The following is a 23297-nucleotide window of genomic DNA, read 5'->3' as shown; positions in this document are numbered from 1 at the left end:
ACAGTTTCAATGTTTAATTCATTTCCTCAATTCCCCCTTCGGAAAGCCCTTCCTCTTGCAATAAGCTTCTGGCATTGGCATTATTTTCCGTATGAAAAAGCTTATGATCATCGCGATCATGTAGGAGGGCGGAAAGAATCATTGTCTTTCGATCCTGAAACAAAGTTCCGTAACGATCTTCCATTTGCCTCCAGCGCTCTTCCAACTCTCTTTCTTCCCGTTCTTTTTCTTCCATGCAAACGTCGGAAAAGCTAAGCTGTCTTCCTTCATTTTCCTCCAAGCAAAGAAAGCTCCTCTCATATGTGTATATAGTTATGTGTATACCTATGTATATATTTACGTTCATCCTTTTAACAGGATTTCTCATACGAAAAAATTCTATGTTTATACTTCAATATTTTCAAGTTCTTGCTCAGGAACACAAACACAAAAAAAGAGCGGAAACCGCCCTTTTTTACTGCCTCCTATATAGGCTTTTCCAAACTAAAAATCCTCAGCTTCTCAATGTATGATTGAAACGCTTAGCCCAACAAAGTCATAAGAATCGGCACAACGAGAATAAAAAGCACGGTACTGATGGTCACCACATTGGTGGAAAACTCTACATCTCCGTCTCCTTGGCTGGCCAAAATGGGCAGAACCGCAAGAGCCGGTGTAGCCGACTGAATCACAAAGGTATTGAATTCCTTTGTTGGCAGTCCTCTTCCTGTAAAGAAAAGTAAAGCATACATGATGGCGGGGGCAAGAATAAAACGCCCCACCACCGCAACTACAGTGTCTTTATCTAAGTGAATGCTCCGAAGCCCCGCCTTTGCAAGAATAATTCCAATGTAAATCAAAGACAAGGGTGTTACAATATTCCCGATATAGGTCAAGGTATTTTCAGCAAATGCGGGCACTGAAATTCCTAAAAGTAAAAATACCAAAGCGATCAGAAAGCCTACAAGAGGAGCCGGTAAAAGCTTCTTCCAGTCAAACTTTGTCCCCTCTTTCTTTTTCCCTCCCACACTGTCCGAGGTCATGATATAAACGCCCAAGGTCCAGGTGGAAATCGTATTGGTAATATAATAAATCAGGAAATAGGGTAGAGCCTCTTCCCCAAAAAGAGCAACATTTAAGGGAAGCCCAATGAAAATGGTGTTGGCATTCACAAAGGTATTCATCATGGTTCCCCGTCTTCCGGCACGAACTCCGCATAGCTTTACCGCCAAAAAGCCGAAAATATAGGTTAAAGCAAAGGCTCCAAAGGTGTAAAGCAAGCCTCCCGAAAGGCTGATGAGCTTATCTACGGTAAGATACTTTAATACCGAGACAAAAATGGAAACCGGTAAAGCTACATTCATAATAAGCCGGGACAGATTGGGTCCGAAGCTCTCCGAAAACCAGCCTTTTAGCTGCAAAATGTAGCCGAGAACGATAATCACGATAATCGGAATAATACTTTGTATCGAGGTGAGAAATACCGTCATTATCTCCTCCTTTATTTATATTCCGGATACCACTTTAAGTCCTTTACCGCCTTTTCCATATCCTGCTCTTTTGCACGAGCAAGTCCCTGCTCCTTTGCCTTCTTTGCTACCGCTTCCGCTACCTTAATGGAAACCTCGCCCACATACTTAAAAGGAGGAAGCACCGGTGCACCGGGCTTTGTGATATCGGTAATACCGGACAAGGAATCTGCTGCTGCCGCAATCATTTCATCGGTTAAGAGACTTGCTTCCGAAGCCAGCATCCCAAGACCCAGTCCGGGATAAATCAGGGCGTTATTTGCCTGCCCAATGATATACTCCACACCCTTATAAGAAACAGGGTCTGCCGGAATACCGGTTGCTACGAAGGCCTTTCCGTCTGACCAGGTAATCAGGTCTTCCGCCGTTGCCTCTGCCAGTTCTGTCGGATTGGACAAGGGGAAAATGCAGGGGCGCGCAGTATTCTGACACATCGCTTCCACAACTTCCTTGGTAAAGGTATTTGGCTGTGTAGAGGTACCTACAAGAATCGTCGCCTTTACCGTTCTTACTACCTCAGCCAAGTCCGTTAACTTGTCTGCATTTGGAAAGTCGGAACGTTTTTTCGCAAAGGGTTTCTGCTGGGGTGTTAAATCCTCCATATCATCAAAGAGTAATCCCTGCTTATCCACCATGAAGAAACGCTTGTAAGCCTCTTCCTCGGATAAGCCCTCTCTCATCATTTCTCTGTGTACGCGGGAGGCAATACCGGCTCCTGCCGTACCCCCACCAAAACAAAGATAAACCTGATCCCTAAGCTTCTGTCCGCTGATGGCCATTGCCCCAAATACTCCGCCTAAGGTTACGATTCCTGTTCCTTGAATATCATCATTAAAAGTTGGGATCTTGGTACGATATTTTTCCAGAATATTCGCAGCGTTTCCACGGCCGAAGTCCTCCCAGTGAAGATAGAGTTTAGGAAAAAGACGCTCAGCAGTCTCTACAAATTGGTCGATAAAGTCATAGTAACGATCTCCTCTGACACGCTCGTGACGATTTCCCAAGTAGTTGGGATTGTTTCGTAGTTCCTCCCTGTTGGTACCGGCATCGATAACCAAGGGGAGAACACAGGCCGGATCAATTCCTGCGGCACCGCTGTATACCATCAGCTTTCCTACGGAAATATCCACACCATTGGTGCCCCAGTCCCCTATTCCGAGAATAGCTTCCGCATCGGTTACCACAATGAGACGGATTTCCCTGTCTCCTGCGGCGTTTTTCAAGGTCTTTTCAATATTTTCCGGATGGTTAATGTCCAGATAAGCCGCATACTGAGGATCCACGAAAAGATCACTATAGCCCTCAATGGTTAACGAAACCGTGGGATCATAAACAATAGGATTAAATTCTGCCAAATGCTTGGAAAAAAGATAGTAGAAAAGAGTACGATTGGTGTTGAAAATCTGCATGAGGAAGAGACGCTTTTCCAGGTCATTTTCCTTCTTTTCCATCTGAGCATAGGTCTGTGCCGCCTGCTCTTCAATGGTCTGCACGTGGGGAGGCAAAAGTCCGATCAGTCCCAATTTCTCACGTTCCTCCATGGTAAATGCCGTCCCCTTGTTTAAAAAGGGATTGTTCAGAATTTCATGTGCTTTCATAAGATTCCTCCTGTTCATTAAGGAAAAGGGCAAATTGCCCTGTGAAGATGATCCAACCATCCGATGTACATACAGACTAACATCGGTATAATTAAATTTCAATACAGCATAAATAGAATTAACAGAATCTACACACTTAACAGAATGAACACAATTACAAAGTAGCAAGACTAAACATTTGTTTCTATGCAGTGAAGTTTCATTACTGTCAAATAATCGTTGGCAGCTCTATCATACAGCTCCTGACCTTAGTATTTTTTTGCCAACTAAAATTTCACTCTAAGAAGACAAGCAAATATTTAATTCATTTCTTCTCCCCACTCCTTCAGAAAATCCTGCATCAGCTTATCTCTTTTCTCCGCCATTTTCCTTGCTGCAGGGGTATTTAATTCCTTGGAAATGAGTAAAAGCTTTTCATAAAAATGCTCGATGGAATTCTCCAAGCTTCTACCGTGGCTTCCACCAAATTGAAAACAACGGGCAATCCCAATAGCACCTATCGCTTCCAGTCGGTCTGCATCCTGCACAATTTTTCCCTCTATACTTTCCGGCACTTTCCCTCTGTTTTTACTGAAAGAAACGGAATTGATATTCCTACAAATTGCCTCAATTCTCTCTTCAGAAAGTCCCTCCTGCTCCAAAAATCTTCTGGCATTGGCATTATTTTCCGTATGGAAAAGCTTATGATCATCGCAGTCATGCAGAAGGGCAGAAAGCGCAATAATTTCCTCTTCTCCCTGTCCTTCCATTTCGGCAATCATCAAAGCATTTTTGTATACTCGCAAACTATGGGCCAGGTCGTGCCCATCTCCGTTTCCCTGAAAAAGCTTTGTGATATAGTCTGTCGCCCTTTCAATTCTACTTTCTTCCATACACTTGCCCTCTATAACGCCACCGTATTCTCCCTAGGTAAGCCAGGAAATGCAATAACATTATTAACGATATTCCGCTCTACCTCCCAGATGGTAAGCTTTTGCTGCATATTCATCCAACTTTCAACGGAAGTTCCGGTGGCTCTACTAATACGAATCGCCATTTCCGGACTCATAGAGACCTTCTCATGTACAAACTCGGAAAGTGCCTTTCTGCTTATTCCCAACATTCTTGCAGCTTCTGTAATAGATAGATTTAATGGTTTCAGAACATCCTCAAGAAATACATTTCCCGGATGTGTAGGTTTTCTCTTCATAGTTGGTCTCCTTACTTCACTCAATGATAATCTTGATAATCCACTAAATAGGCATCCTGCCCTTCAAAGTAAAATGTCACTCTCCACCTGGGTTTTAACGTAACCTCCCGCGTTACAAATGTCAATCTTTTACTCCAAACTTTCGCATCTCCTCAATCAAATCATACACCCTGTCTCCGGAAAGAATCGTGCTTTTTCTATCCTGAAACATGGTGCCGTAACGAGTCTCCATTTGCTTCCAGCGCTCTTCCATTTCCTTTTCTTCTCTTTCTTTTTCTTCCATGAAAATGTCGGCAAAGCTAAGCTGTCTTCCTTCATTTTCCTCCAAATGGTAAAAGCCTTCCCCGATTAACCGAACTCTGCGCCTCGGAATCTGCTGCAAGAGAGCAGAGGCATTTTTATATAAGGAAAATGCGCTTTGGGTACTTTCCGAAATGAGAGCGGAGCGGGTAATGGTTTTCATATCTGCAAAAGTGATTTTCAAAGAAACGCCTCTTGCATAGAGCCCGTAGCGCTTCGCCCTACTCTCTACTCGAAAGGATAAAAGAAACAAAACATCATCCAAAAAGGAATAGTCTGTTAAATCCTCCTGAAAAGTCATTTCTTTACTGATGCTTTGGGTGTCCTCCGGACGATAGGGCACTACCTTGCGATGGTCGATACCGTAGGAAAGCTCCAAGAGCATTTTCCCCTGATTCCCTAGAAGGCGAAGCACTTCCTTTTCTTTTTCCTGTAAATCTTTCACGGTATAAATCCCAAAGGAATAGAGCTTTTCCGCTGTTTTCTCTCCTACCGTAAAAAGTGCCCGTACGTCTCTGTCTCGCAAAAGCTCTACATAGTCTTCTCTTCTTTGAATCATAAAGAAGCCGTTGGGTTTTTTCTCTTCGCTGGCGGTCTTTGCCGCCGTTTTTCCATAAGCAATGCCCACAGAGCAAGTAAGATGCAGTTCATCCTTTACCCGACTTTGGATTTCCCGCCCGATTCTTTCCGCTTCAGAAAAATCCTTGGCGACTTCCGTTAAATCCAGATAGCCTTCATCCAGAGCAATATATTCCGCCTGCTTCGTATAGCTTTCCAGAATCTCATGGAGTTCCTCTGACACCGCCTTATATTTTTCAAAATCCGGGTACAGAAAAACAGCCTTCGGGCAAAGCCGAAAGGCTTCCTTACTGTTCATGGCGGAACGAACGCCATATTTTCTCGCTTCATAGTTGCAGGTTGCCACTACGCCCCGCTCCGTTGGCTTTGCCCCGATAATCAATGGCTTATCTTTCAAAGCCGGATTGTCCCGCATTTCCACGGAGGCGTAAAAGGCGTCCATATCCACATGAAGGATGATTTGATTTTCCTGATACTCAGTTTGTGATAATTCCTGCATTTCCGATATATCTTTCCTTCTACTGAAAAAGGATACTTTACTCCATCTACTTCTCTGTTTTCGTTTCTATCTTTATTTACACTTTATCTTTTCCTATGCCAAACTTCTTCAAATCCACTTTTCCGCCCTTTACTTCCACCCCGTCTTCTTCAAGGCGTTTTCTCTGTTCATCTTCACCCCCAAAGGCAAAGGCAGGCGCTAATTCTCCCTTGGAATTCACAACCCGAAAACAAGGAATATTCTCCGGATCCGGATTCTTATGCAGGGCATTTCCCACGGCACGGGACATCTTTTTATTCCCGGCCATCTCGGCAACTTCCGCATAGGTAGCCACCCTGCCTTTAGGAATCTTCTTCACTGCCTCGTAAATTCGTTTTGTGGGGGAATCGGAAATAAGAGCATAGCTTTCTGATATCATTCTTTTCAGCTCTTCCTCCGGAATACTGCCGTCTAAAATGATGCTGTTCCAATGCTCTTTATTCTGGTGATACGCAGGCTGCACCGCAGGATAAACTCTTCTCCAAAAATCCCGCCATTCCGGATGGACCTTCACATTCAGGTTCACAAAACCATTTCTTTCGTAGATAAGCAAAAAGGCTTTTTTATTTTCCCGAAAACGAATCAGCTCCCAACCCGCCGTACGGAAAGGTCTGTCTATATAGCTATCCGGAAAAGACAAACCAAATTGTATCGCATCTTCTCTCGTTTTCATTGCTTTCTCCTTCTACCTGTTCTATAGCTACTCCGTCAGCGTCAGCTGTTTCGTCTCTCGTGGTACAGCTCAAGAGGACGATTCATCCGATTTCTCTTTTTGAATAGTCCTGCATAGAAATCGTTTCCTCCACTCAGGACTTTCTTAAGAAGCCAATTTCATATCCCCCTCTTTAATCCAGCCCATTTTCCGGCAAAAGGCGGAACAAAGTAAGGATAAAATAGCCGGAAGAATAAAGCAGAGAAGCAGTAAGGAAATCCAGTCCATCGCTGTTACAGCGGACTTACCGCCCTCCTCTACCGTCTTTAGCCATCCGGTATATACACCAATCGGGCCTACGAGTCCACATGTTCCCATACCGGAAGTCACCGCAGGTCCATTATTTTCAAAATGGAAAATGCAGGTCGCCAAGGGTCCTGTAATCACGGATGCAAAGGTCGCGGGAATCCAAATCCTCGGATTTTTTACGATATTTCCCATCTGCAACATGGAAGTTCCCAAGCCTTGAGAAACAAGCCCGGATACTCCATTTTCCTGAAAAGAAATTACCGCAAAACCCACCATCTGCGCGCAGCAACCTGCCACAGCCGCTCCTCCTGCAAGGCCGGTTAGCCCAAGAGCCGCACAAATGGCTGCAGAGGAAATCGGAAGGGTGAGGGCAATGCCCACGAGAGCCGAAACCAGGATTCCCATAAAGAAGGGCTGCAGTTCCGTCGCCCACATGATGAGGCTTCCTACCTGTATAGCCGCTTTACCGATAAGCGGTGCCAAAAGAGCGGAGAAAAGCATGCCGGAGCCTATCGTCACAAGAGGAGTCACCAGAATATCTACCTTCGTTTCTTTAGAAACCGCCTTACCGATTTCTGTAGAAAGAATGGCCACAAACAGGACTGCAAGCGGTCCTCCGGCTCCTCCCAAAGCATTGGAAGCAAAACCCACGGTAATTAAGGAGAACAGAACCAAGGGAGGCGCTTGCAAAGCATAGGCAATAGCCGTAGCCATAGCCGGCCCGCTCATTGCGGAAGCCATGGCGCCCACGGTGTAATCCACACCGCCGATAGTAGCCACTACTCGGGTTAAGACGGAAACTCCCAGTCGTTGCCCTATCGTATTTAAAATAGTGCCGATTAAAAGGGAGCAAAAAAGCCCCTGTGCCATAGCGGATAAGGCATCTATCCCGTAGCGTTTCAGTGAAATTTCAATATTTTTTCTCTTTAAAAATGCCTGCATTTTCTTCCTCCTGCCTTTCTGTTCGGGTTATCCGATGTTTAGCTCTTCGATTCTAGCTTTTCAATTCCGGCTTTCCTATTCTAGCTATCCGATTCTAACTTTCCTTTATAAGCGATTTTTAAGCCTATACTATTTTAACTGTTTTTCAAAAAAATACAGTTATTCCCTTACATAAAGCGGTTCCTCAGTCCTTGCCCCCTTTGCAAAATCTCCTCTCTGCAAGGTCACAAAATCCATATAGGGAACTCGATGCAAAAGATCCCGACAGCTTTCATAGATTTCCTTAAAGCATTCATGACAATGCTCCTCCGGCATGTCCACAATAATCAGATAAGAAGTCGTTCCGCTTTCATCCCTTTTTAAAAGCATATCCAGCATTGCAATCTCGGAATGTGTCTTTGCAAAGGATATAAGTCTCCTATGCAAGGCTTCCACTTCTTCATTCTCCTTTGGATATCCCAGTAAAACCTCTGTGTCTTTTTCCACTTCCATAGACTGTACTTTCGCTTCCCCAAATTCACTTTGGTATCCCGGGGACCTCATCAGATTATGGATAAGCTCCGGGCTTACATAGAAGAGCTGCGGTCCATAGGGATTGATCACAAATCCCTCTCCCTTAGTAAGCATGGAAACAATTTGAGGAAAACCGGCAATCATGGTTTCTCTTTTCCATCCTGCCTCCATCTGCTGATTCATAGCCCCCATTTGCTGATCCATGGCGCCTAGTGCAAACCAATCCGTAAACACCGGAAGGGCCGATTCTCCCCGATCCATCGTTACATGAGGGATGGTGAGCTTCATCCCCGCCTTTAGAGTTACAGAGCCATCCTTTTCTCCCATTGGCAGGCTTCCGTCTGTCTCTATCGCCACCAAGTAATGACTTCGTACCAGCTCTCTAAAAAAGAGATTCAGAAACTCACCCTCTCCTTGTTTTTCAAAAAACACGCGACTTAAGCCTAAAAGATAGGGATTCTCCACCGCTTGGTTTACATTCGCTTCAATCTGATAGGGAATATCCGTGATTACAGCATATTTCCAGTCCGGAGAAAGAATATCTTTTCGAGCGAAGAAGAGCTTTACCCTTCTCTGCCCTTGTGTTTCCGGTGTTTCTAGTGTTTTCTCTTGTTCCTCTTTGTCTGACTTGGCAACTAATGCACAACCTTTCTCTATCTTCATTATCGTTAGATGAGAAATCGTTCCATCACGATGCAGAGCACAAACCTTCTCCCCTTCTTTAGCATTTCCAAAGAGTTGGCCTTCTACAGAAAAGTGCTTTCCCTCTACAACTACATAGCTTTCTACCATCAGAGTAAATCGGGTTCGCTCAGCTCTGTTATGGTTTTCTTGCTGCTCTACATTGTCATTGCTATGCTTCTCGGAATCGACTCCATTCCCACTATTACTTTGATTTTCAGATTTAGACTCCTCTTTCTTAGTAAAAAACTTCTTTAATCCTTCTAACATTCTGTCCTCCCGAAACTGCATAATTTCAGACTAAAGATCTACGAAATTTCCTTTGCCCTTGTTCATTTTGTGTTATACTGTCAACATATTATTTCTGTTGAAAAAGATTTGAACCTATAGCACTCTCACCAATCTCAAAAACATAAAAAGCAATTCTATAAAGTTTCTAAAAAGTAAACCTACTCAAGTATTTTATCTTATTATTCCACTGTATTCCATACACTTATTTATCTTCTATAACTCTTCTACTTATCTTCTATAACTCTTCTAAGGCTATCGTCACGTATCCTAATATTTTGTATAGATTCATGCATTATCACAATACTCTTCTTTTATTTTAATTCATTCTCCTTTTTTCCCTTAGCAAAATCAGTTCCATTTTCTTTGACACCCTATTAAATAGGGTGTATCATATCAGGAGACAAGACTATGACAAGAACATTTATTCAAACCAATGAGTTTTCCAAAAATTGGGATATATTGGGCTTTGATGATGAAGACCTACGCTTATTGGAACTTAGCATTCTAGAACATCCGGAAAAATATCCTATCATGAAAGGAACCGGTGGGCTTCGAAAAGCCAGAATTTCTTTGGATAAAAAAGGGAAAAGTGGAGGAGCCAGAGTTTGCTTCGTGGATTTTATTTTGGTTGAGACGGTATATCTGATTACCGTATACGGAAAGAAAGAAAAAGACAATCTTTCCAACGCAGAACGAAATCAAATCAAAAAGATGATTGATACGCTAAAAAAGACCTTGGAGGAGGCACACAATGAGTAAAAAAACAGTATTCGACAGCATTTTATCCGGACTAAATGAAGCACTGGAAGATGCAAAAAAAGAGACTCCCTCGTTAAAAAGACAGCAGGTCACCGTTATTCCACTTAAAATATATGGAGCGAATGATATAAAAAAAATCAGAAATTCAACCGGCCTGTCCCAAAAATACTTTGCAAGTTATATGGGCGTCTCCATTAAAACTGTAGAAGCTTGGGAAGCAGGTACCAACCACCCTTCCGGTTCAGCCAGCAGACTCCTTCATATGATGGAACTGGATAACGAGCTCACAGAAAAATATCCTTTTATTTCCAAGGCTTCCTCCATCTGATATTTTTCACAAGAAAATCACACCCTTCTTTCTTCAAGAGGTCTATACTATGCGGCGAAGAATAGCATAATTTCACGAAAAGATGTATAGTACTTGAACAATGCAGATTCCCCGAAGGGATGGAAGGTCGAAAGGAGTCGTTATGGAAATCCAAAAAACAGCCAGTGCCGGCACCACGGAGAAATGTGATTGCCTGGTAACCGTTTCTAAAGGGAGCGGCGGCAGAACGGTGGAGCTTAAATCCAAGGTGCTCTACGAATATGGAGACGGGATGGTTGCCCTAGTTCATCACTGCCTTACACAAATGGGCATTCAGGATGCCCTCGTGGAGGTCGAAGACATGGGCGCCTTTGACCACATCCTTGTAGCAAGATTACAGGCTGCTGTATACCGTAGTCAGGATAAAACGGAAAATATTCCTTGGGGGGATCTGCTCTATGAATAATAAAAATCGCCTGCGAAGAAGCATGATGTTTCTGAATGCACAGAAACCGAATCTTTTAAAGGATCCTTATATCTACGGGGCGGACTCCTTGATTTTCGATCTGGAGGATGCTGTAGCCCTTGGAGAAAAGGATGCTGCAAGATTTACTCTCTTTCATGCTTTAAAAAAAGTAGATTATCAAAATGCAGAAAAAGTGGTGCGGATTAACGGAATCGATACTCCCTTTTGGAAGGAGGATATTCGCTGCGCCGTATTTGCCGGCTGTGACAGCATTCGCATTCCGAAAACGGAATCCAAGGAGGATGTTCTTACGGTAGAAGCGGAAGTAGCAAAGGCGGAGCAAGAAGCCGGTGTGGATCTCGGAAGTACCCTTCTTATGGCGGCCATCGAGTCTGCAAAGGGCGTGGTACATTTGGAAGAAATTTGCCATGCCTCGGACAGACTTTTCGGGGTAGCCCTTTCAGCAGGAGATTATACCAAGGATTTACATACCGGAATCAGCGGAAGCGGCGTAGAGCTTAGCGGAGCAAGACAACTGATGATTATTCACGCAAGAGCCGCAGGAATACAATGCTTTGATACCGTCTATACCAATCTGGAGGATATGGAAGGCTTCCGGAAGGAAGTGGAGCTGATTCACACCATGGGCTTTGACGGAAAGTCCATTATAAACCCGAGACAGATTCCCGTTGTGCATGCTGTTTATACGCCAAGCGAGGAGGAAATTGCCTTTGCCGAAAAAGTAGTACAGGAAATTGATGAGAAACGAAGTCAGGGCATCGGCGTATTTACCGTAGATGGGAAAATGATAGATATCGCCTTTTATGACGGAGCCAAAAGAACCCTTGCACTGGCAAAGGCTGCCGGCGTTTTGGAGGAGGTGCAAAATGATTAATGCAGTGGGTCGAGAAATTCCTGATGCGGTTTTAGCGGAAACCGGGAAAACGGTATTTCAGGGAAGCAGACATTTTGACGACTATTCTTATGAAAAGACAGCAGTAAAAGCAAGAGCGCGAATCGGTGGTGAGGGCAGTAAGCTGGAGAGTCATTTGCAGGAGGTTTTGCGAAAATGCAATGCTCATGACGGCATGACCATCAGCTTTCACCATCATTTTCGGGAAGGAGACCTGGTGGCTATGCAGGTGATGCAGGCTATTCACGAGATGGGCTTTAAGAACATTACCATCTGTGCCAGCTCCCTCAGCAAGGCCCAAGACGCGCTCGTTCCCATGCTGGAAGACGGCACCGTAACCCATATCGAAAGCTCCGGGGTTCGGGGGAAAATCGGAGAAGCCATCAGTGAGGGGAAATTGCAGGGAATCGCTATTCTCCGTTCCCACGGTGGCAGAGTTCGGGCTATCGAAAGCGGAGAAACGAAAATCGACATTGCCTTTATCGGAGCCCCGAGCTGTGATGAATACGGAAATTGCCGGGGGACAGGCGGAAACAGCAACTGCGGTGTGCTCTCCTACTCTGCCATTGATGCGGAGTATGCCGAGTATGTGGTGGTTTTAACGGATTGTCTTGTTCCCTTTCCGAATTTTCCGGCAGATATCAGCATGACTGACGTGGACTATGTGCTAAAGGTGGATGCTATCGGAGATCCGGAAAAAATCGCTACCGGGGCGGCCCGTCCCGTGACGGATAGAAGAAAACTGATGATGGCGGAAAGCTGTGCAAAGTTCATTGCCGCTACCCCCTATTTTAAGGAAGGCTTCACCTTTCAAACCGGTATAGGCGGTGCAGCCAGTGCCACGGCACTTTGTCTTTCGGAGAAAATGCGGGAGAAAAACATTCATATGGGCTTTGGCGCCGGAGGAATGTCCAAGCCCATGTGCGATTTATTGGATGAGGGTTTGGTTTCCTGCCTTTTGGATACCCAGGACTTTGATTTGCCTTCTATCGAGAATCTGATTTCCCATCCGAAGCATTTTTCCATCAGCACAAAGGAATATGCGGATCCCTTCTGTAAAGGTGCTGTGGTTAATAAATTGGACTTTGTGATTTTAGGCACTCTGGAGGCAGATGTACATTTTCACTGCAATGTGGTGATGAGCTCCGAGGGAGAATTAATGGGGGCTCAGGGAGGACATCCGGATACGGCAGCCGGAGCAAAATGCACCATTGTCATCACGCCTTTGGTGCAGGGAAGAATTCCTACTATTCGAAATGATGTGGCTACCGTTACCACCCCCGGGGAAACTGTGGATGTGATTGTTACTGACTATGGCATTGCCATTAATCCCCGGCGTCCGGAGCTTTTGGAGGCTGCAAAAGCCGCTAAGCTTCCCATAAAGAGTATTGAGGAATTGCGAGATATTGCCTACAAGATCTGTGGTGAACCGGCCAAGCTGGAATTCGAGGATAAGGTAGTTGCCATTATCGAATCCAGAGACGGCAGCATTATGGATGTGGTAAGAAAGCGGAAGGATAAAAATCTACTTACACTAAGCGCTAGATAAAAACAAGTAAAGTCAAGTGCCATTCTTATAAAACCAAGTATGTAATTTATGCCAAGGGAGTTCAAAATGGAATTTTATTGTAAAAGCGGAGAACGAATCCATGTGGATATTCTGGGGAAGGGCTTCCCTATCGTCTTCCTACACGGAAACAATCTGCAAAGCAGCTATTTTGCAAAGCAAAGAGTTCTCGAGAAAAGTTTTAAGCTCCTCTTTGTAGATAGTTTGGGACATGGGAAATCCGGAGAACTGCAGGGGGAAACAAGCTTTGCTTACCTTGCCGATAGTCTGGAGGAGCTCCTTTCCTCCCTTTCCATAGAAAAATGTCTTTTGGTAGGGCACAGTGACGGCGCGAACCTGGCTCTGGAATACGCCGGTCGCCACGGGGAGAGAGTAGCCGGGATTCTGGCAAACAGCGGAAATATTTCCTTTTCCGGTCTAAAGTTTCTTCCCCGTTATGCCTGCTATCTGGAAGAATGGCTCTACCGCTTTTTGGGGCTCTTCCTTCCCGCCTTTAAACGGAAGTCCAGAGTTTCTCCCCTTTTACGGGAAAATGTGGATGTGCCGAAGGAGCTTTTTCGAAAGGCGCCTTACCCTGTAGTGGTTTTGGTGGGCGATAGGGATATGATTAAGCGAAAGCACAGTATGGCTATTGCAAAGCTTTTTCCCAAAGGCAAATTTCTGGAAAGAAAAGGACAGGGACATAATATTCCTAAAAAAGACAGTGCCTATTTTAACCAACTGATAGAAAAAATGGTGCAGGGCATACAGCCATAATCTACCGCAACAAGCAAGCAATGCGGATATACAAGTAAAGCAAAGTTCGTATAGAGAAGAAACTCCGGTTTCCGTAGTAAGGAGGAAAAATTGAATAAACTGATTTCTTTTTTAAAAAATGGCAGAATGTTCTAAAGAGCATTCTTTTCCTGAGCATTTCTATTTTGGTGCTTTTGGAACTGATTAAAATGGGAAAGACCATTTCCCCGGAGGCGGTAAAAAGCATATTGAGCGGCTTATCCCCCTTCCAAATTGTAAGTCTCCTTGTTCTCGGAATCCTTTCCGTTTCTCCGATGATGCTCTATGACTTTATCCTTTGTAAGGAGCTGAAAAAGAAGATTTCTTTGGGGAAGCTGATAGAAAGCAGCTGGACCATCAACAGCTTAAACAACCTGATCGGCTTTGCAGGCCTTGTAGACGTGGGACTGCGTTACAGCTATTTTACGGAAGAGGATAAGGGAGAAGAAACCATGCAGGGCATTTCCAAGGTGATGCCTTATTTTATGTCCGGGCTATCCCTCTATTCCCTGCTATCCTTCGGGCTCTTGTTTTTCGTTCAGAAAAATGCTGTTTTAAGACCCTACAGCTTTGTTCTTCTTCTGGCTTCTCTGATTCTTCCGGTCTTACTTTTTCTTTCTACCAGAAAAAACTGGTCCTACTTTGGAAATCTGTCCAAGAAAAAGATTCTGGCTTTAATCGCAACTTCCCTCCTTGATTGGGGCTTTGTTTCCTGCTTCTTCTTTTACTGTGGAAGAACATTGGGCTACAGCGTTTCCCTTGCCAATACCCTGCCGTTATTCTTTATCTCCATTTGCATCGGTATCGTCTCCATGATTCCCGGAAGCCTCGGAAGCTTTGATTTAATGATGATGAGCGGTCTTTTACATTTTTCCGTAAATCGAAATGAGGCAGCAAGCTGGCTGCTGCTTTTCCGTATCTTTTATTACATCATTCCCTTTGCCATCGGTCTCCTTTTCTTTATCAAAAGTATGGGAGGGCAGATTAATCAAAAATTTTATGGTCTGCCGAAGAAACTTAGCTCCCTGCTGGGACAGGGCATCAGCCACTTTATGGCAACTTTCTTCGGTTTTTTTCTGATGGCCACCGCCATTCTTCCCGATGAAATCCATAGCATTCCTCTCATCGGACAAATGGATCCCATAAGGGGGCAGCTACTTTGGCAGTTTCCAAGCTTTCTTCTGGGTTCTCTTTTCTTCCTTTTGGGAAGACTTTTAAAAAGAAAAGCCGCCTTTGCCAAGCCCTTTTCCCTTCTGCTTTGCCTTGTGACACTTTTCTATATCAATCTGGGAAGCCCTTCTCTTTTCAGTAGTCTCTACCTTCTGTTATTTCTGCTGATTCTCTTTTTTCGAAGAAGAGAGCTTTCCAGAAAAGCCTTTTTTTACCCGGTGGAAGACCGTTTGAAGGACTTTTCCTATATTCTGGGAAGTATTTTCATTACCGTCTTCCTTTTATACCTTTCCAGCGGCAATACCGGAAAGGATAGTCTCGGCTTCCTGATTTTCCATAAGGGAGTTCTGCATAAGTTACATACTTTCTCAAAGCCCCATTTTTTCACGGTCTTTTTAGACTACTTTCTTCATCTTTTTGCCTATTTTCTGATTCCTACGCTTTGCTATATTGCCGTAGGCGCGCTGGCAAGAGATAAACATTTTTCCTTCGGAGAAAAATTCAATCAGGAACGCTTTCAGAACTTTTTGCAAAGCTTTCCCAATAAGAACTTAAATGCTTCTCTGGCCTTCCTTGGCGATAAGCTACTGTACTATTATCAGGAAAATGGAGTGGATAAGGTAGTTTTTCAATTTGCCTTAGAAGACGGAAAAGCGGTGGTCATGGGGGAACCCATCGGGGAAGAAAAATATTTTCCCGCTGCAATCTCTTCCTTTACTGCGGAAGCGGAGGAAAAAAACCTTACTCCGCTCTTCTATGAGGTGGGCCAGGATTTAACACTGCTCCTCCATAATCACGGCTATGAATTTATGAAGTTTGGAGAGACTGCAAAGGTCCCCCTTTCCGACTTTGATCTCGTAGGAAAATCCGGAAAAAAGTTTCGTGCCGCAGTCAATAAGTTGGAAAATAAAGGCTATTCCTTCAAAGTAATGTATCCTCCTTTTTCCGACAGCTTTTTGCAGGATCTGGAAAATATTTCTGATGCCTGGCTTTCCGGCAGACAGGAAAAAGGCTTTTCTCTGGGCTTCTTTGACAAAGGATATCTCTCTTTGGCTCCCATTGCCTGCGTATTGGATTCCGAGGGACATGTGCAGGCCTTCTCCAACTTCCTTATTTGCAACGGAGAAAAGGAAGCCAGCATTGATTTAATGCGTTATAATCCGGGAACGGAAAGTAACGGCATCATGGACTACCTCTTTGTGGAGATTTTCCTGTATTTTAAAGAAAAAGGCGTGGAATACTTTGATTTGGGTATGGCTCCTCTCTCCAACGTGGGACAGGAAGAGCATAGCTTTTTCCAAGAAAAACTGGCCTTTCTGGTTTATGCCTTTACCAATCGCTTCTACTCCTTTTCGGGACTACGAAAATATAAGGACAAGTTCTCGCCTCTATGGGAAGCAAGATACCTGTCCTATCCGAAGGACAGCAGTCTGCTTTTTGATCTGCTGGCGATTTTTAAGATAGATAACCGGAAGGTAAAGACGGAAAACTAGATTCTCGCTCAAGGATTACTTTATAGAAAAATCATAGTCTCTTGCCAATCCTGCTCTTCTCAAACTGCATTAAAAAAGATACAATGGAGCGGATGTACTTTCGAAAAAGATAAAGTTCCTACCGTAAGGGACTATTTTGGAAGAAGTATTCCGTTTATTGAGCACGAAAAGGCTGATTGATAGAAAGGAAGAATATGATTCAATTTGAACGTAGTAGCGTGATGAATTTTGAAAATGCAATTCGAGGTGCCAGAAATCCAATGAACTCGTGGGCAAAGGGCGACTCTTATTATGATGAAAAAGGACAATATATTTTAGGTCCGAATGACCTGTCCCTTGCCAAACGGCTCCGCATGGCCGGTCCCGACCATAGAAAATATATCCGTCAAATTTTTGTATCCGTAGATATTACCGCTCCCCTTTATTGGTGGAAGGAATATGATACCTATAAAATCAGTACCGTTGCTAATTCTACTTCCACCATGCATAAGATTCATGCCAAGGAATTTACCCTGGACGACTTCTCTCATGACCATTTAACAGAAGAAGGCTTGGAGAGTTTGAAGCGAACGGTATCCGACCTTGAGCGAATCCGCCAAAAATATCTGGAAGAGAAAAAGAAGGAAGACTGGTATACCCTGGTACAACTTCTGCCCTCTTCTTACGAGCAAATGCGTACCTGTACCATGAATTATGAGAACCTGATCAATATGTACTATTCCAGAAAGAGCCATAAGCTTATGGAATGGCACAGTTTCTGTGATTGGGTGCAGACTCTTCCCTATGCAAAGGAACTGATCCTTGCCGAGAAAGAAAAAGAGGAAGGCTAATTTCTTTGAAATAATCACTTCTTTACATTTGTTTCGTATTTCCCCGTACCTTGGGATTTCTATAAGGAGGAAAACTATGACCGTACCGGAGAGACTTTCCGCATTGCGTAAATGCATGCAGGAAAAACATATTGATATCTATATTGTTCCGACAGCAGACTTCCATCAGAGTGAGTACGTCGGAGAACACTTCAAAGCAAGAGCTTATATCACCGGCTTCACCGGTTCTGCAGGAACAGCCGTAATCACGCTCCATGACGCGAAACTTTGGACGGACGGACGTTACTTCCTGCAAGCTGCAAAGCAGCTGGAAGGAACAGGCGTTACGCTGATGAAGATGTTTGAGCCGGGTGTCCCGACTATAGAGGAGTACCTTGAGGCCGAATTAAAATCCGGACAGACTCTTTCCTTCGACGGACGCGTGGTCTCTGTCGGAGAAGGCGATGAATATGCAAGTATCGCCAAGAAAAACGGAGCCAAAATAGACTATCAGGAAGATTTGATTGATGCCATCTGGACCGATCGTCCATCTCTCTCCGAAGAGCCTGTCTGGTTCCTGGAGGAAAAATACAGTGGAGAAAGCACCGAATCGAAGCTTTCCCGTATTCGTAAAGAGATGGAAGATGCAGGTTGTGATACCCACATCGTTTCCACCTTGGACGATATCTGTTGGACTTTGAACATTCGGGGAAATGACATCGATTTCTTCCCGCTTGTTCTCTCCTATGCCATCATAAGGAAGGACAGCTTCGATCTCTATATCGATGAAAGAAAACTGGATGATAAGCTAAAATCCATCTTGGAAAAAGTCGGCGTAACGCTTCATCCCTATAACGCCATCTATGAGGATGTAAAAAAACTTCCGGAAAATGCCACTGTCCTCATTGATAAGTCTAAGCTAAACTATGCGATTTTTAACAATATCCCGAATGCTGTTTCTATCGTAAACAAGAGAAATCCGGAAATTCTCATGAAGGCCCTGAAGAATCCGGTCGAAGTCGAGAATATCAAGAAGGCGGAAATCAAAGATAGTGTTGCGCACGTCCGTTTTATGAAATGGCTGAAGGAAAATCTTGGAAAGATAAGAATCACGGAGATGAGTGCTTCCGAAAAACTGGATGAATTCCGCGCCGAAATGGGAAATTTTATCCGGGACAGCTTTGAGCCGATTTCTTCGTACGGTCCTCACTCTGCTATCGTGCACTACTCCTCCTCTCCGGAAACGGATGTAGAGCTTAAGGCGGGAAGTTTGTACCTTAGTGATACCGGAGCCGGCTTCTATGAAGGTTCCACAGATATTACAAGAACCTATGCCCTGGGCGAAGTTCCTAAGAAGATGAAAGATGATTTCACGATTGTTGCCATCAGCAATTTACAGCTTGCCAGTGCCAAGTTCCTGCAAGGCTCCAGCGGACTCACTTTAGACATTCTCGCGAGAAAGCCTTTCTGGGATCGGGGACTGAACTATAACCACGGCACCGGACACGGTGTGGGATATCTTCTCAATATTCATGAGGGTCCTGCCGGATTCCGCTATAAGTTTAGGGCCGGAGAAACCGAGGAGATTCAGGAAGGAATGGTCATTACCGACGAGCCCGGACTCTATATCGAAGGCTCTCACGGGATTCGTTTGGAAAATGAGCTTCTGGCCAGAAAAGGCGTTCAGAACGAGTATGGTCAGTTCCTCTATTTTGAAACCATCACCCTGATTCCTTTTGACCTTGATGCCATAAGTCTCGATATGTTAAATGAGGAAAATAGAAAGCTCCTAAACGATTATCATAAAAGAGTTTACGAAGAAATTGCTCCACACTTAAACGAAGAAGAAAAAGTCTTCTTAAAGAAGTATACCAGAGCTGTCTAAGCCTTCGCTTGCACCACTTGTTAAGAACGAAAAACAAATGGGAAAAAATGCCCCGGCGAGATACCGCACGCTTTGCAAGCGATACTCGTTATGAAAAGAAAAAGTGCACGGACTTTGCGTCTCGGGCACTTTTTTCGTCGAGGTATTTCTTCTCCCTATATCTTATTTCTTGGAAAGGAATTCATGGATTCCCTTTGCTGCAGCCTTTCCTGCGCCCATGGCCAGAATAACAGTAGCTGCTCCGGTAACGGCGTCTCCACCTGCATATACGGCAGTCTTTGTGGTTTCTCCGTTTTCTTCTTTCGCAATGATGCAGCCTCTGCGGTCCGTATCGAGTCCCTTCGTTGTAGAACTGATTAGCGGATTCGGAGAAGTTCCGAGAGACATGATTACTGTATCGCAATCCATCACATACTCGGAATTCGGAATCTCAATCGGTCTTCTTCTTCCGGAAGCATCCGGCTCACCAAGCTCCATCTTTACAATCTTTACACCGGTTACCCAGTCATTTTCATCTACAAGAATCTCTATCGGATTCTGCAGAAGGTCGAAGATAATGCCCTCTTCCTTCGCATGATGTACTTCTTCTTTTCTTGCAGGAAGCTCTTCCTCGGAACGGCGGTAAACAACGTGTACCTCTGCTCCCAGACGAAGTGCGGTTCTTGCAGCGTCCATAGCAACGTTACCGCCACCTACGACTACCACCTTCTTTCCGGCACGCATCGGCGTATCGGATTCCGGAAGATAAGCCTTCATCAGGTTATTTCTGGTCAGGAACTCATTGGCAGAAAATACACCGTTTGCACTCTCACCCGGGATATTCATAAACTTCGGAAGACCTGCTCCGGTTCCGAGGAACACGGCATCAAAACCTTCTTCATTTAAAAGCTCATCTACGGTAATGGAACGACCTACAAATACATTGGTCAAAATCTTTACTCCGAGCTTCTTTACATTTTCAATTTCCGGTCCAACAACCTTGGTCTTTGGAAGACGGAACTCCGGGATACCGTACTGCAACACGCCGCCCGGCTCATGGAAAGCTTCAAAAATGGTTACATCATAGCCAAGCTTTGCCAAATCTCCCGCACAGGTAAGTCCTGCAGGACCTGCACCGATTACAGCTACTTTCTTTCCGTTCGGCGCTCCTGCTTGAGCGGCCTGGAAGCCATGCTCTCTTGCCCAGTCCGCTACGAAACGCTCCAGCTTTCCAATAGCAACAGGCTCTCCCTTAATGCCGCGGATACAAACACCCTCACACTGTGTCTCCTGTGGGCATACTCTTCCGCAAACAGCAGGAAGCGCAGAAGAACGGGCAATGACTTCTGCAGCCTTCTCGAAGTTTCCTTCCTTTACCTCGTGAATAAATTCATTAATCTGAATGGATACGGGGCAACCTACCACACACTTCGGATTTCTACAGTTCAAGCAACGAACTGCCTCTTCCATCGCTTCTTTTTCCGTATATCCTAAACATACTTCTTCAAAGTTTTTTGCACGAACTTTCGGTTCCTGCTCAGCTACAGGAACTCTTTTCATCATATCAGCCATAATTTTCCTCCCTTAGTTGCAATTTCCGCATCCACCATGGGACTTCTCAGCTTCCAACAGTTCCAGAAGTGCCTGTCCTTCTTCTGTCTTGTAAGTCAGCTGTCTCTTCATGGCCAGATTAAAGTCAACCAAATGTCCGTCAAACTCCGGTCCGTCTACGCAAGCAAACTTTACCTGGTCTCCTACAACCAGACGACAAGCGCCGCACATTCCCGTTCCGTCAATCATAATCGGGTTCATGGAAACAATGGTCGGAATTCCCAGTTCTTTGGTTGTAAGCGCTGCGAACTTCATCATAATAACAGGACCGATAGCAATACAACGAGTGTATTTCTTTCCTTCTTCATTAACCAGACGCTTTAAAACATCGGTAACCACACCCTTATCGCCGTAAGAACCGTCATCCGTCGTTACATAAACGTTCTTGGCTACTTTGCGTAAATCCTCTTCCATAATGAGAAGATCCTTATTTCTTGCTCCCAAGATAACATCCGCTTCAATTCCTCTCTCATGAAGCCACTTCACCTGCGGGTATACCGGTGCTGCTCCTACACCGCCTGCGATGAAGATGATGTTTTCTTTCTCCAGCTCTTCCTTCGTCATTTCAACAAGCTCGGAAGGACGTCCCAAAGGACCTACGATATCGGTAAAATAATCGCCAACCTTCAAGTGACTGAATTTCTCTGTAGATGCACCGATTACCTGAAATACAATGGTAATGGTTCCCTTCTCCCTATCATAGTCTGCGATGGTTAAGGGAATTCTTTCTCCAAGTTCCCCTAGCTTTGCAATCATAAACTGTCCCGGTTCCGCCTTACGAGCCACATAAGGTGCTTCCACATCCATGAGCCAGTCTTTATCAACGAGATGCTCAACTCTAGTGATTTTGTACATGCTCTCCTCCGTGTTTCATGCCTAGATTAGCTAGGTATAATACTCTGTTAATATTTTCTCTAACTTTACTATTGTAGCAAAAAAATCAATAAATACATGTTTTTTTTAGTGCAGACCCTAAAAAAATACAAGAGGCGGGGAGTCGCCTCGCTCCCGCCTCTCTTTCATATGAATGACTTCGTATTTATTCGTTTATTCTCTTTTAAAAAGCAAGCTTTTCATCAAAGTATTTCTTCAGATCCGCAATCGGAATACGAACCTGTTCCATGCTGTCTCTCTCTCTTACCGTTACGGCATGATCATTTTCCGAATCAAAGTCATACGTGATACAGAACGGCGTACCGATTTCATCCTGTCTTCTGTAGCGCTTTCCAATATTTCCTCTGTCATCGTACTCGCACATGTAGTACTTGGAAAGCTCCTCATGAATCTTCTCTGCACCTTCTCCAAGTTTCTTGGACAAGGGAAGAATACCGATTTTAATCGGAGCCAGTGCCGGGTGGAAGCGGAGAACGGTTCTCTCATCTCCTCCCTCCAGCTCTTCCACATCATATGCTGCACAAAGGAAGGCCAGTGTTACTCTGTCCGCACCGAGGGACGGCTCTACAACATACGGAATATAATGCTCATTTGTCTCATCGTCAAAATAACTCATATCCTGACCGGAAACCTTTTCATGCTGGGAAAGGTCATAATTGGTTCTATCCGCAATTCCCCAAAGTTCGCCCCAACCAAAGGGGAAGAGGAATTCCAAGTCTGTTGTGGCCTTGGAATAGAAAGAAAGTTCTGCCTGCTCATGATCCCTTGCACGAAGCATTTCCTTCTTCATGCCTAAGCTGTACAGCCAGTTCTGACAGTAGTCTTTCCAATATTGGAACCACTCCAAATCCGTATCCGGCTTACAGAAAAACTCCAGTTCCATCTGCTCAAACTCTCTGGTACGGAAGGTGAAGTTTCCCGGTGTAATCTCATTTCGGAAGGACTTTCCGATTTGTGCAATACCGAAGGGAAGTTTCTTTCTGGAAGTTCTCTGTACATTTTTAAAGTTCACGAAGATACCCTGTGCCGTCTCCGGACGAAGATATACCGTATTCTTCGCATCCTCCGTTACCCCCTGGAAAGTCTTAAACATAAGGTTAAACTGGCGGATACCGGTAAAATTCCGTTTTCCGCAGCTGGGGCACGGAACTTGCTTTTCTACAATAAAGTTCTCCATCTCCTCCTTGGACCAGGCATCTACGGATCCCTCCAAAGCAATACCGTTTTCCTCACAGAAATTCTCTATCAGCTTATCCGCACGAAAACGCTCTTTACACTCTTTACAGTCCATAAGAGGATCGGAAAAGCCTGCCAAATGACCGGAAGCCACCCAAGTCTGAGGATTCATCAAAATGGCGCAATCGATACCGACATTGTACTTGGACTCCTGTACGAACTTCTTCCACCAAGCCTTCTTGATGTTATTCTTCAGCTCTACGCCAAGGTTCCCGTAATCCCAAGTATTTGCCAACCCACCATAAATTTCCGATCCGGGATATACAAAACCTCTGGACTTTGCCAAGGAAACAATCGTGTCCATCGTATAGTTTTTTGCCATAACACTTCCCTC

At 44.5% G+C, this 23297-nt stretch carries 21 protein-coding genes; 9 read left to right on the top strand and 12 right to left on the bottom strand.

Annotation, left to right across the window (positions count from 1 at the left end; all coding sequences use genetic code 11):
- Positions 1-13: 13 nt before the first annotated feature.
- From HMPREF9124_RS12200 to HMPREF9124_RS03850, 9 genes are all read right to left on the bottom strand, one after another.
- Positions 14-280: a hypothetical protein gene (locus HMPREF9124_RS12200; RefSeq protein WP_009428194.1), complete on the bottom strand. Its 267-nt coding sequence runs from the start codon at positions 278-280 to the stop codon at positions 14-16.
- 241 nt (positions 281-521) lie between these two features.
- Complete coding sequence (locus tag HMPREF9124_RS03885) at positions 522-1469, bottom strand: AEC family transporter (protein WP_009428390.1); 948 nt, start codon at positions 1467-1469, stop codon at positions 522-524.
- A gap of 11 nt (positions 1470-1480) precedes the next feature.
- Positions 1481-3106 (bottom strand): malolactic enzyme, encoded by a 1626-nt coding sequence (locus HMPREF9124_RS03880; RefSeq protein ID WP_009427866.1) that lies wholly within the window; start codon positions 3104-3106, stop codon positions 1481-1483.
- A 299-nt stretch (positions 3107-3405) separates the two neighbouring features.
- Complete coding sequence (locus HMPREF9124_RS03875) at positions 3406-3978, bottom strand: HD domain-containing protein (protein ID WP_009428507.1); 573 nt, start codon at positions 3976-3978, stop codon at positions 3406-3408.
- 11 nt (positions 3979-3989) lie between these two features.
- Positions 3990-4295, bottom strand: a complete 306-nt coding sequence (locus HMPREF9124_RS03870; protein ID WP_009429281.1) for a HigA family addiction module antitoxin — start codon at positions 4293-4295, stop codon at positions 3990-3992.
- 121 nt (positions 4296-4416) lie between these two features.
- Positions 4417-5673, bottom strand: coding sequence for a DNA polymerase IV (gene dinB / locus HMPREF9124_RS03865; protein WP_009429818.1), 1257 nt, complete (start codon positions 5671-5673; stop codon positions 4417-4419).
- Between the two features lie 76 nt (positions 5674-5749).
- A complete protein-coding gene (locus HMPREF9124_RS03860; RefSeq protein WP_009428089.1) occupies positions 5750-6385 on the bottom strand; it encodes a methylated-DNA--[protein]-cysteine S-methyltransferase in 636 nt (211 codons plus the stop codon).
- 144 nt (positions 6386-6529) lie between these two features.
- Positions 6530-7615 carry a PTS transporter subunit IIC gene (locus tag HMPREF9124_RS03855; protein WP_009428532.1) on the bottom strand — a complete coding sequence of 362 codons (1086 nt, stop codon included), beginning with the start codon at positions 7613-7615 and terminating at the stop codon, positions 6530-6532.
- A gap of 159 nt (positions 7616-7774) precedes the next feature.
- Positions 7775-9079: an enhanced serine sensitivity protein SseB C-terminal domain-containing protein gene (locus HMPREF9124_RS03850; RefSeq protein WP_009429093.1), complete on the bottom strand. Its 1305-nt coding sequence runs from the start codon at positions 9077-9079 to the stop codon at positions 7775-7777.
- Between the two features lie 429 nt (positions 9080-9508).
- On the opposite strand from HMPREF9124_RS03850, the gene HMPREF9124_RS03845 reads away from it, so the two are divergent.
- The 9 genes from HMPREF9124_RS03845 to HMPREF9124_RS03805 all read left to right on the top strand — a co-directional run bounded on the left by HMPREF9124_RS03845 (position 9509) and on the right by HMPREF9124_RS03805 (position 19243).
- The gene (locus HMPREF9124_RS03845) at positions 9509-9859 is read left to right on the top strand and encodes a type II toxin-antitoxin system RelE/ParE family toxin (protein ID WP_009429190.1); all 351 of its coding nucleotides are present in this window, start codon (positions 9509-9511) and stop codon (positions 9857-9859) included.
- On the top strand, positions 9852-10187 hold the full coding sequence (locus HMPREF9124_RS03840; RefSeq protein WP_009429856.1) for a helix-turn-helix domain-containing protein: 336 nt from the start codon (positions 9852-9854) through the stop codon (positions 10185-10187). The genes HMPREF9124_RS03845 and HMPREF9124_RS03840 overlap by 8 nt, the downstream gene beginning before the upstream one ends.
- A gap of 142 nt (positions 10188-10329) precedes the next feature.
- Positions 10330-10632, top strand: a complete 303-nt coding sequence (gene citD, locus HMPREF9124_RS03835; RefSeq protein WP_009427732.1) for a citrate lyase acyl carrier protein — start codon at positions 10330-10332, stop codon at positions 10630-10632.
- Positions 10625-11527, top strand: coding sequence for an aldolase/citrate lyase family protein (locus tag HMPREF9124_RS03830; protein WP_009428319.1), 903 nt, complete (start codon positions 10625-10627; stop codon positions 11525-11527). The genes citD and HMPREF9124_RS03830 overlap by 8 nt, the downstream gene beginning before the upstream one ends.
- Positions 11520-13094, top strand: a complete 1575-nt coding sequence (gene citF, locus HMPREF9124_RS03825; protein ID WP_009428873.1) for a citrate lyase subunit alpha — start codon at positions 11520-11522, stop codon at positions 13092-13094. The genes HMPREF9124_RS03830 and citF overlap by 8 nt, the downstream gene beginning before the upstream one ends.
- Positions 13095-13160: 66 nt before the next feature.
- On the top strand, positions 13161-13868 hold the full coding sequence (locus tag HMPREF9124_RS03820; RefSeq protein ID WP_009429408.1) for an alpha/beta fold hydrolase: 708 nt from the start codon (positions 13161-13163) through the stop codon (positions 13866-13868).
- Between the two features lie 140 nt (positions 13869-14008).
- Positions 14009-16549, top strand: a complete 2541-nt coding sequence (gene mprF / locus HMPREF9124_RS03815; protein WP_050791199.1) for a bifunctional lysylphosphatidylglycerol flippase/synthetase MprF — start codon at positions 14009-14011, stop codon at positions 16547-16549.
- A gap of 194 nt (positions 16550-16743) precedes the next feature.
- Positions 16744-17379, top strand: a complete 636-nt coding sequence (locus HMPREF9124_RS03810) for a hypothetical protein (RefSeq protein WP_009428612.1) — start codon at positions 16744-16746, stop codon at positions 17377-17379.
- Positions 17380-17455: 76 nt separating this feature from the next.
- Complete coding sequence (locus HMPREF9124_RS03805; protein WP_009428105.1) at positions 17456-19243, top strand: aminopeptidase P family N-terminal domain-containing protein; 1788 nt, start codon at positions 17456-17458, stop codon at positions 19241-19243.
- A 162-nt stretch (positions 19244-19405) separates the two neighbouring features.
- On the opposite strand, the gene gltA is transcribed toward HMPREF9124_RS03805, so the two are convergent.
- From gltA to HMPREF9124_RS03790, 3 genes are all read right to left on the bottom strand, one after another.
- Entirely contained in the window at positions 19406-20794 is a 1389-nt protein-coding gene (gltA, locus tag HMPREF9124_RS03800; RefSeq protein ID WP_009429974.1) for an NADPH-dependent glutamate synthase, read from the bottom strand.
- 12 nt (positions 20795-20806) lie between these two features.
- Positions 20807-21688: a sulfide/dihydroorotate dehydrogenase-like FAD/NAD-binding protein gene (locus HMPREF9124_RS03795; RefSeq protein ID WP_009429477.1), complete on the bottom strand. Its 882-nt coding sequence runs from the start codon at positions 21686-21688 to the stop codon at positions 20807-20809.
- Positions 21689-21890: 202 nt separating this feature from the next.
- Positions 21891-23285 carry a glycine--tRNA ligase gene (locus HMPREF9124_RS03790; RefSeq protein ID WP_009428947.1) on the bottom strand — a complete coding sequence of 465 codons (1395 nt, stop codon included), beginning with the start codon at positions 23283-23285 and terminating at the stop codon, positions 21891-21893.
- Positions 23286-23297: the final 12 nt, after the last annotated feature.

Origin of the sequence: Oribacterium sp. oral taxon 108 str. F0425 (assembly GCF_000214455.1) — a bacterium.
In the GTDB taxonomy this organism is placed as follows: domain Bacteria; phylum Bacillota; class Clostridia; order Lachnospirales; family Lachnospiraceae; genus Oribacterium; species Oribacterium asaccharolyticum.
This window is presented reverse-complemented; position numbering and strand designations above follow the sequence as displayed.

Excerpts from the sequence above, each read along its gene's own strand:
- HMPREF9124_RS03820 (WP_009429408.1), top strand. The coding sequence starts at position 13,161 with ATGGAATTTTATTGTAAAAGCGGAGAACGAATCCATGTGGATATTCTG.
- HMPREF9124_RS03795 (WP_009429477.1), bottom strand. The coding sequence starts at position 21,688 with ATGTACAAAATCACTAGAGTTGAGCATCTCGTTGATAAAGACTGGCTC.
- citD (WP_009427732.1), top strand. The coding sequence starts at position 10,330 with ATGGAAATCCAAAAAACAGCCAGTGCCGGCACCACGGAGAAATGTGAT.
- gltA (WP_009429974.1), bottom strand. The coding sequence starts at position 20,794 with ATGGCTGATATGATGAAAAGAGTTCCTGTAGCTGAGCAGGAACCGAAA.
- citF (WP_009428873.1), top strand. The coding sequence starts at position 11,520 with ATGATTAATGCAGTGGGTCGAGAAATTCCTGATGCGGTTTTAGCGGAA.
- HMPREF9124_RS03870 (WP_009429281.1), bottom strand. The coding sequence starts at position 4,295 with ATGAAGAGAAAACCTACACATCCGGGAAATGTATTTCTTGAGGATGTT.
- HMPREF9124_RS03850 (WP_009429093.1), bottom strand. The coding sequence starts at position 9,079 with ATGTTAGAAGGATTAAAGAAGTTTTTTACTAAGAAAGAGGAGTCTAAA.
- HMPREF9124_RS03810 (WP_009428612.1), top strand. The coding sequence starts at position 16,744 with ATGATTCAATTTGAACGTAGTAGCGTGATGAATTTTGAAAATGCAATT.
- HMPREF9124_RS03885 (WP_009428390.1), bottom strand. The coding sequence starts at position 1,469 with ATGACGGTATTTCTCACCTCGATACAAAGTATTATTCCGATTATCGTG.
- HMPREF9124_RS03875 (WP_009428507.1), bottom strand. The coding sequence starts at position 3,978 with ATGGAAGAAAGTAGAATTGAAAGGGCGACAGACTATATCACAAAGCTT.
- dinB (WP_009429818.1), bottom strand. The coding sequence starts at position 5,673 with ATGCAGGAATTATCACAAACTGAGTATCAGGAAAATCAAATCATCCTT.
- HMPREF9124_RS03840 (WP_009429856.1), top strand. The coding sequence starts at position 9,852 with ATGAGTAAAAAAACAGTATTCGACAGCATTTTATCCGGACTAAATGAA.
- HMPREF9124_RS03805 (WP_009428105.1), top strand. The coding sequence starts at position 17,456 with ATGACCGTACCGGAGAGACTTTCCGCATTGCGTAAATGCATGCAGGAA.
- HMPREF9124_RS03880 (WP_009427866.1), bottom strand. The coding sequence starts at position 3,106 with ATGAAAGCACATGAAATTCTGAACAATCCCTTTTTAAACAAGGGGACG.
- HMPREF9124_RS03830 (WP_009428319.1), top strand. The coding sequence starts at position 10,625 with ATGAATAATAAAAATCGCCTGCGAAGAAGCATGATGTTTCTGAATGCA.
- HMPREF9124_RS03855 (WP_009428532.1), bottom strand. The coding sequence starts at position 7,615 with ATGCAGGCATTTTTAAAGAGAAAAAATATTGAAATTTCACTGAAACGC.
- HMPREF9124_RS03790 (WP_009428947.1), bottom strand. The coding sequence starts at position 23,285 with ATGGCAAAAAACTATACGATGGACACGATTGTTTCCTTGGCAAAGTCC.
- HMPREF9124_RS03860 (WP_009428089.1), bottom strand. The coding sequence starts at position 6,385 with ATGAAAACGAGAGAAGATGCGATACAATTTGGTTTGTCTTTTCCGGAT.
- HMPREF9124_RS03845 (WP_009429190.1), top strand. The coding sequence starts at position 9,509 with ATGACAAGAACATTTATTCAAACCAATGAGTTTTCCAAAAATTGGGAT.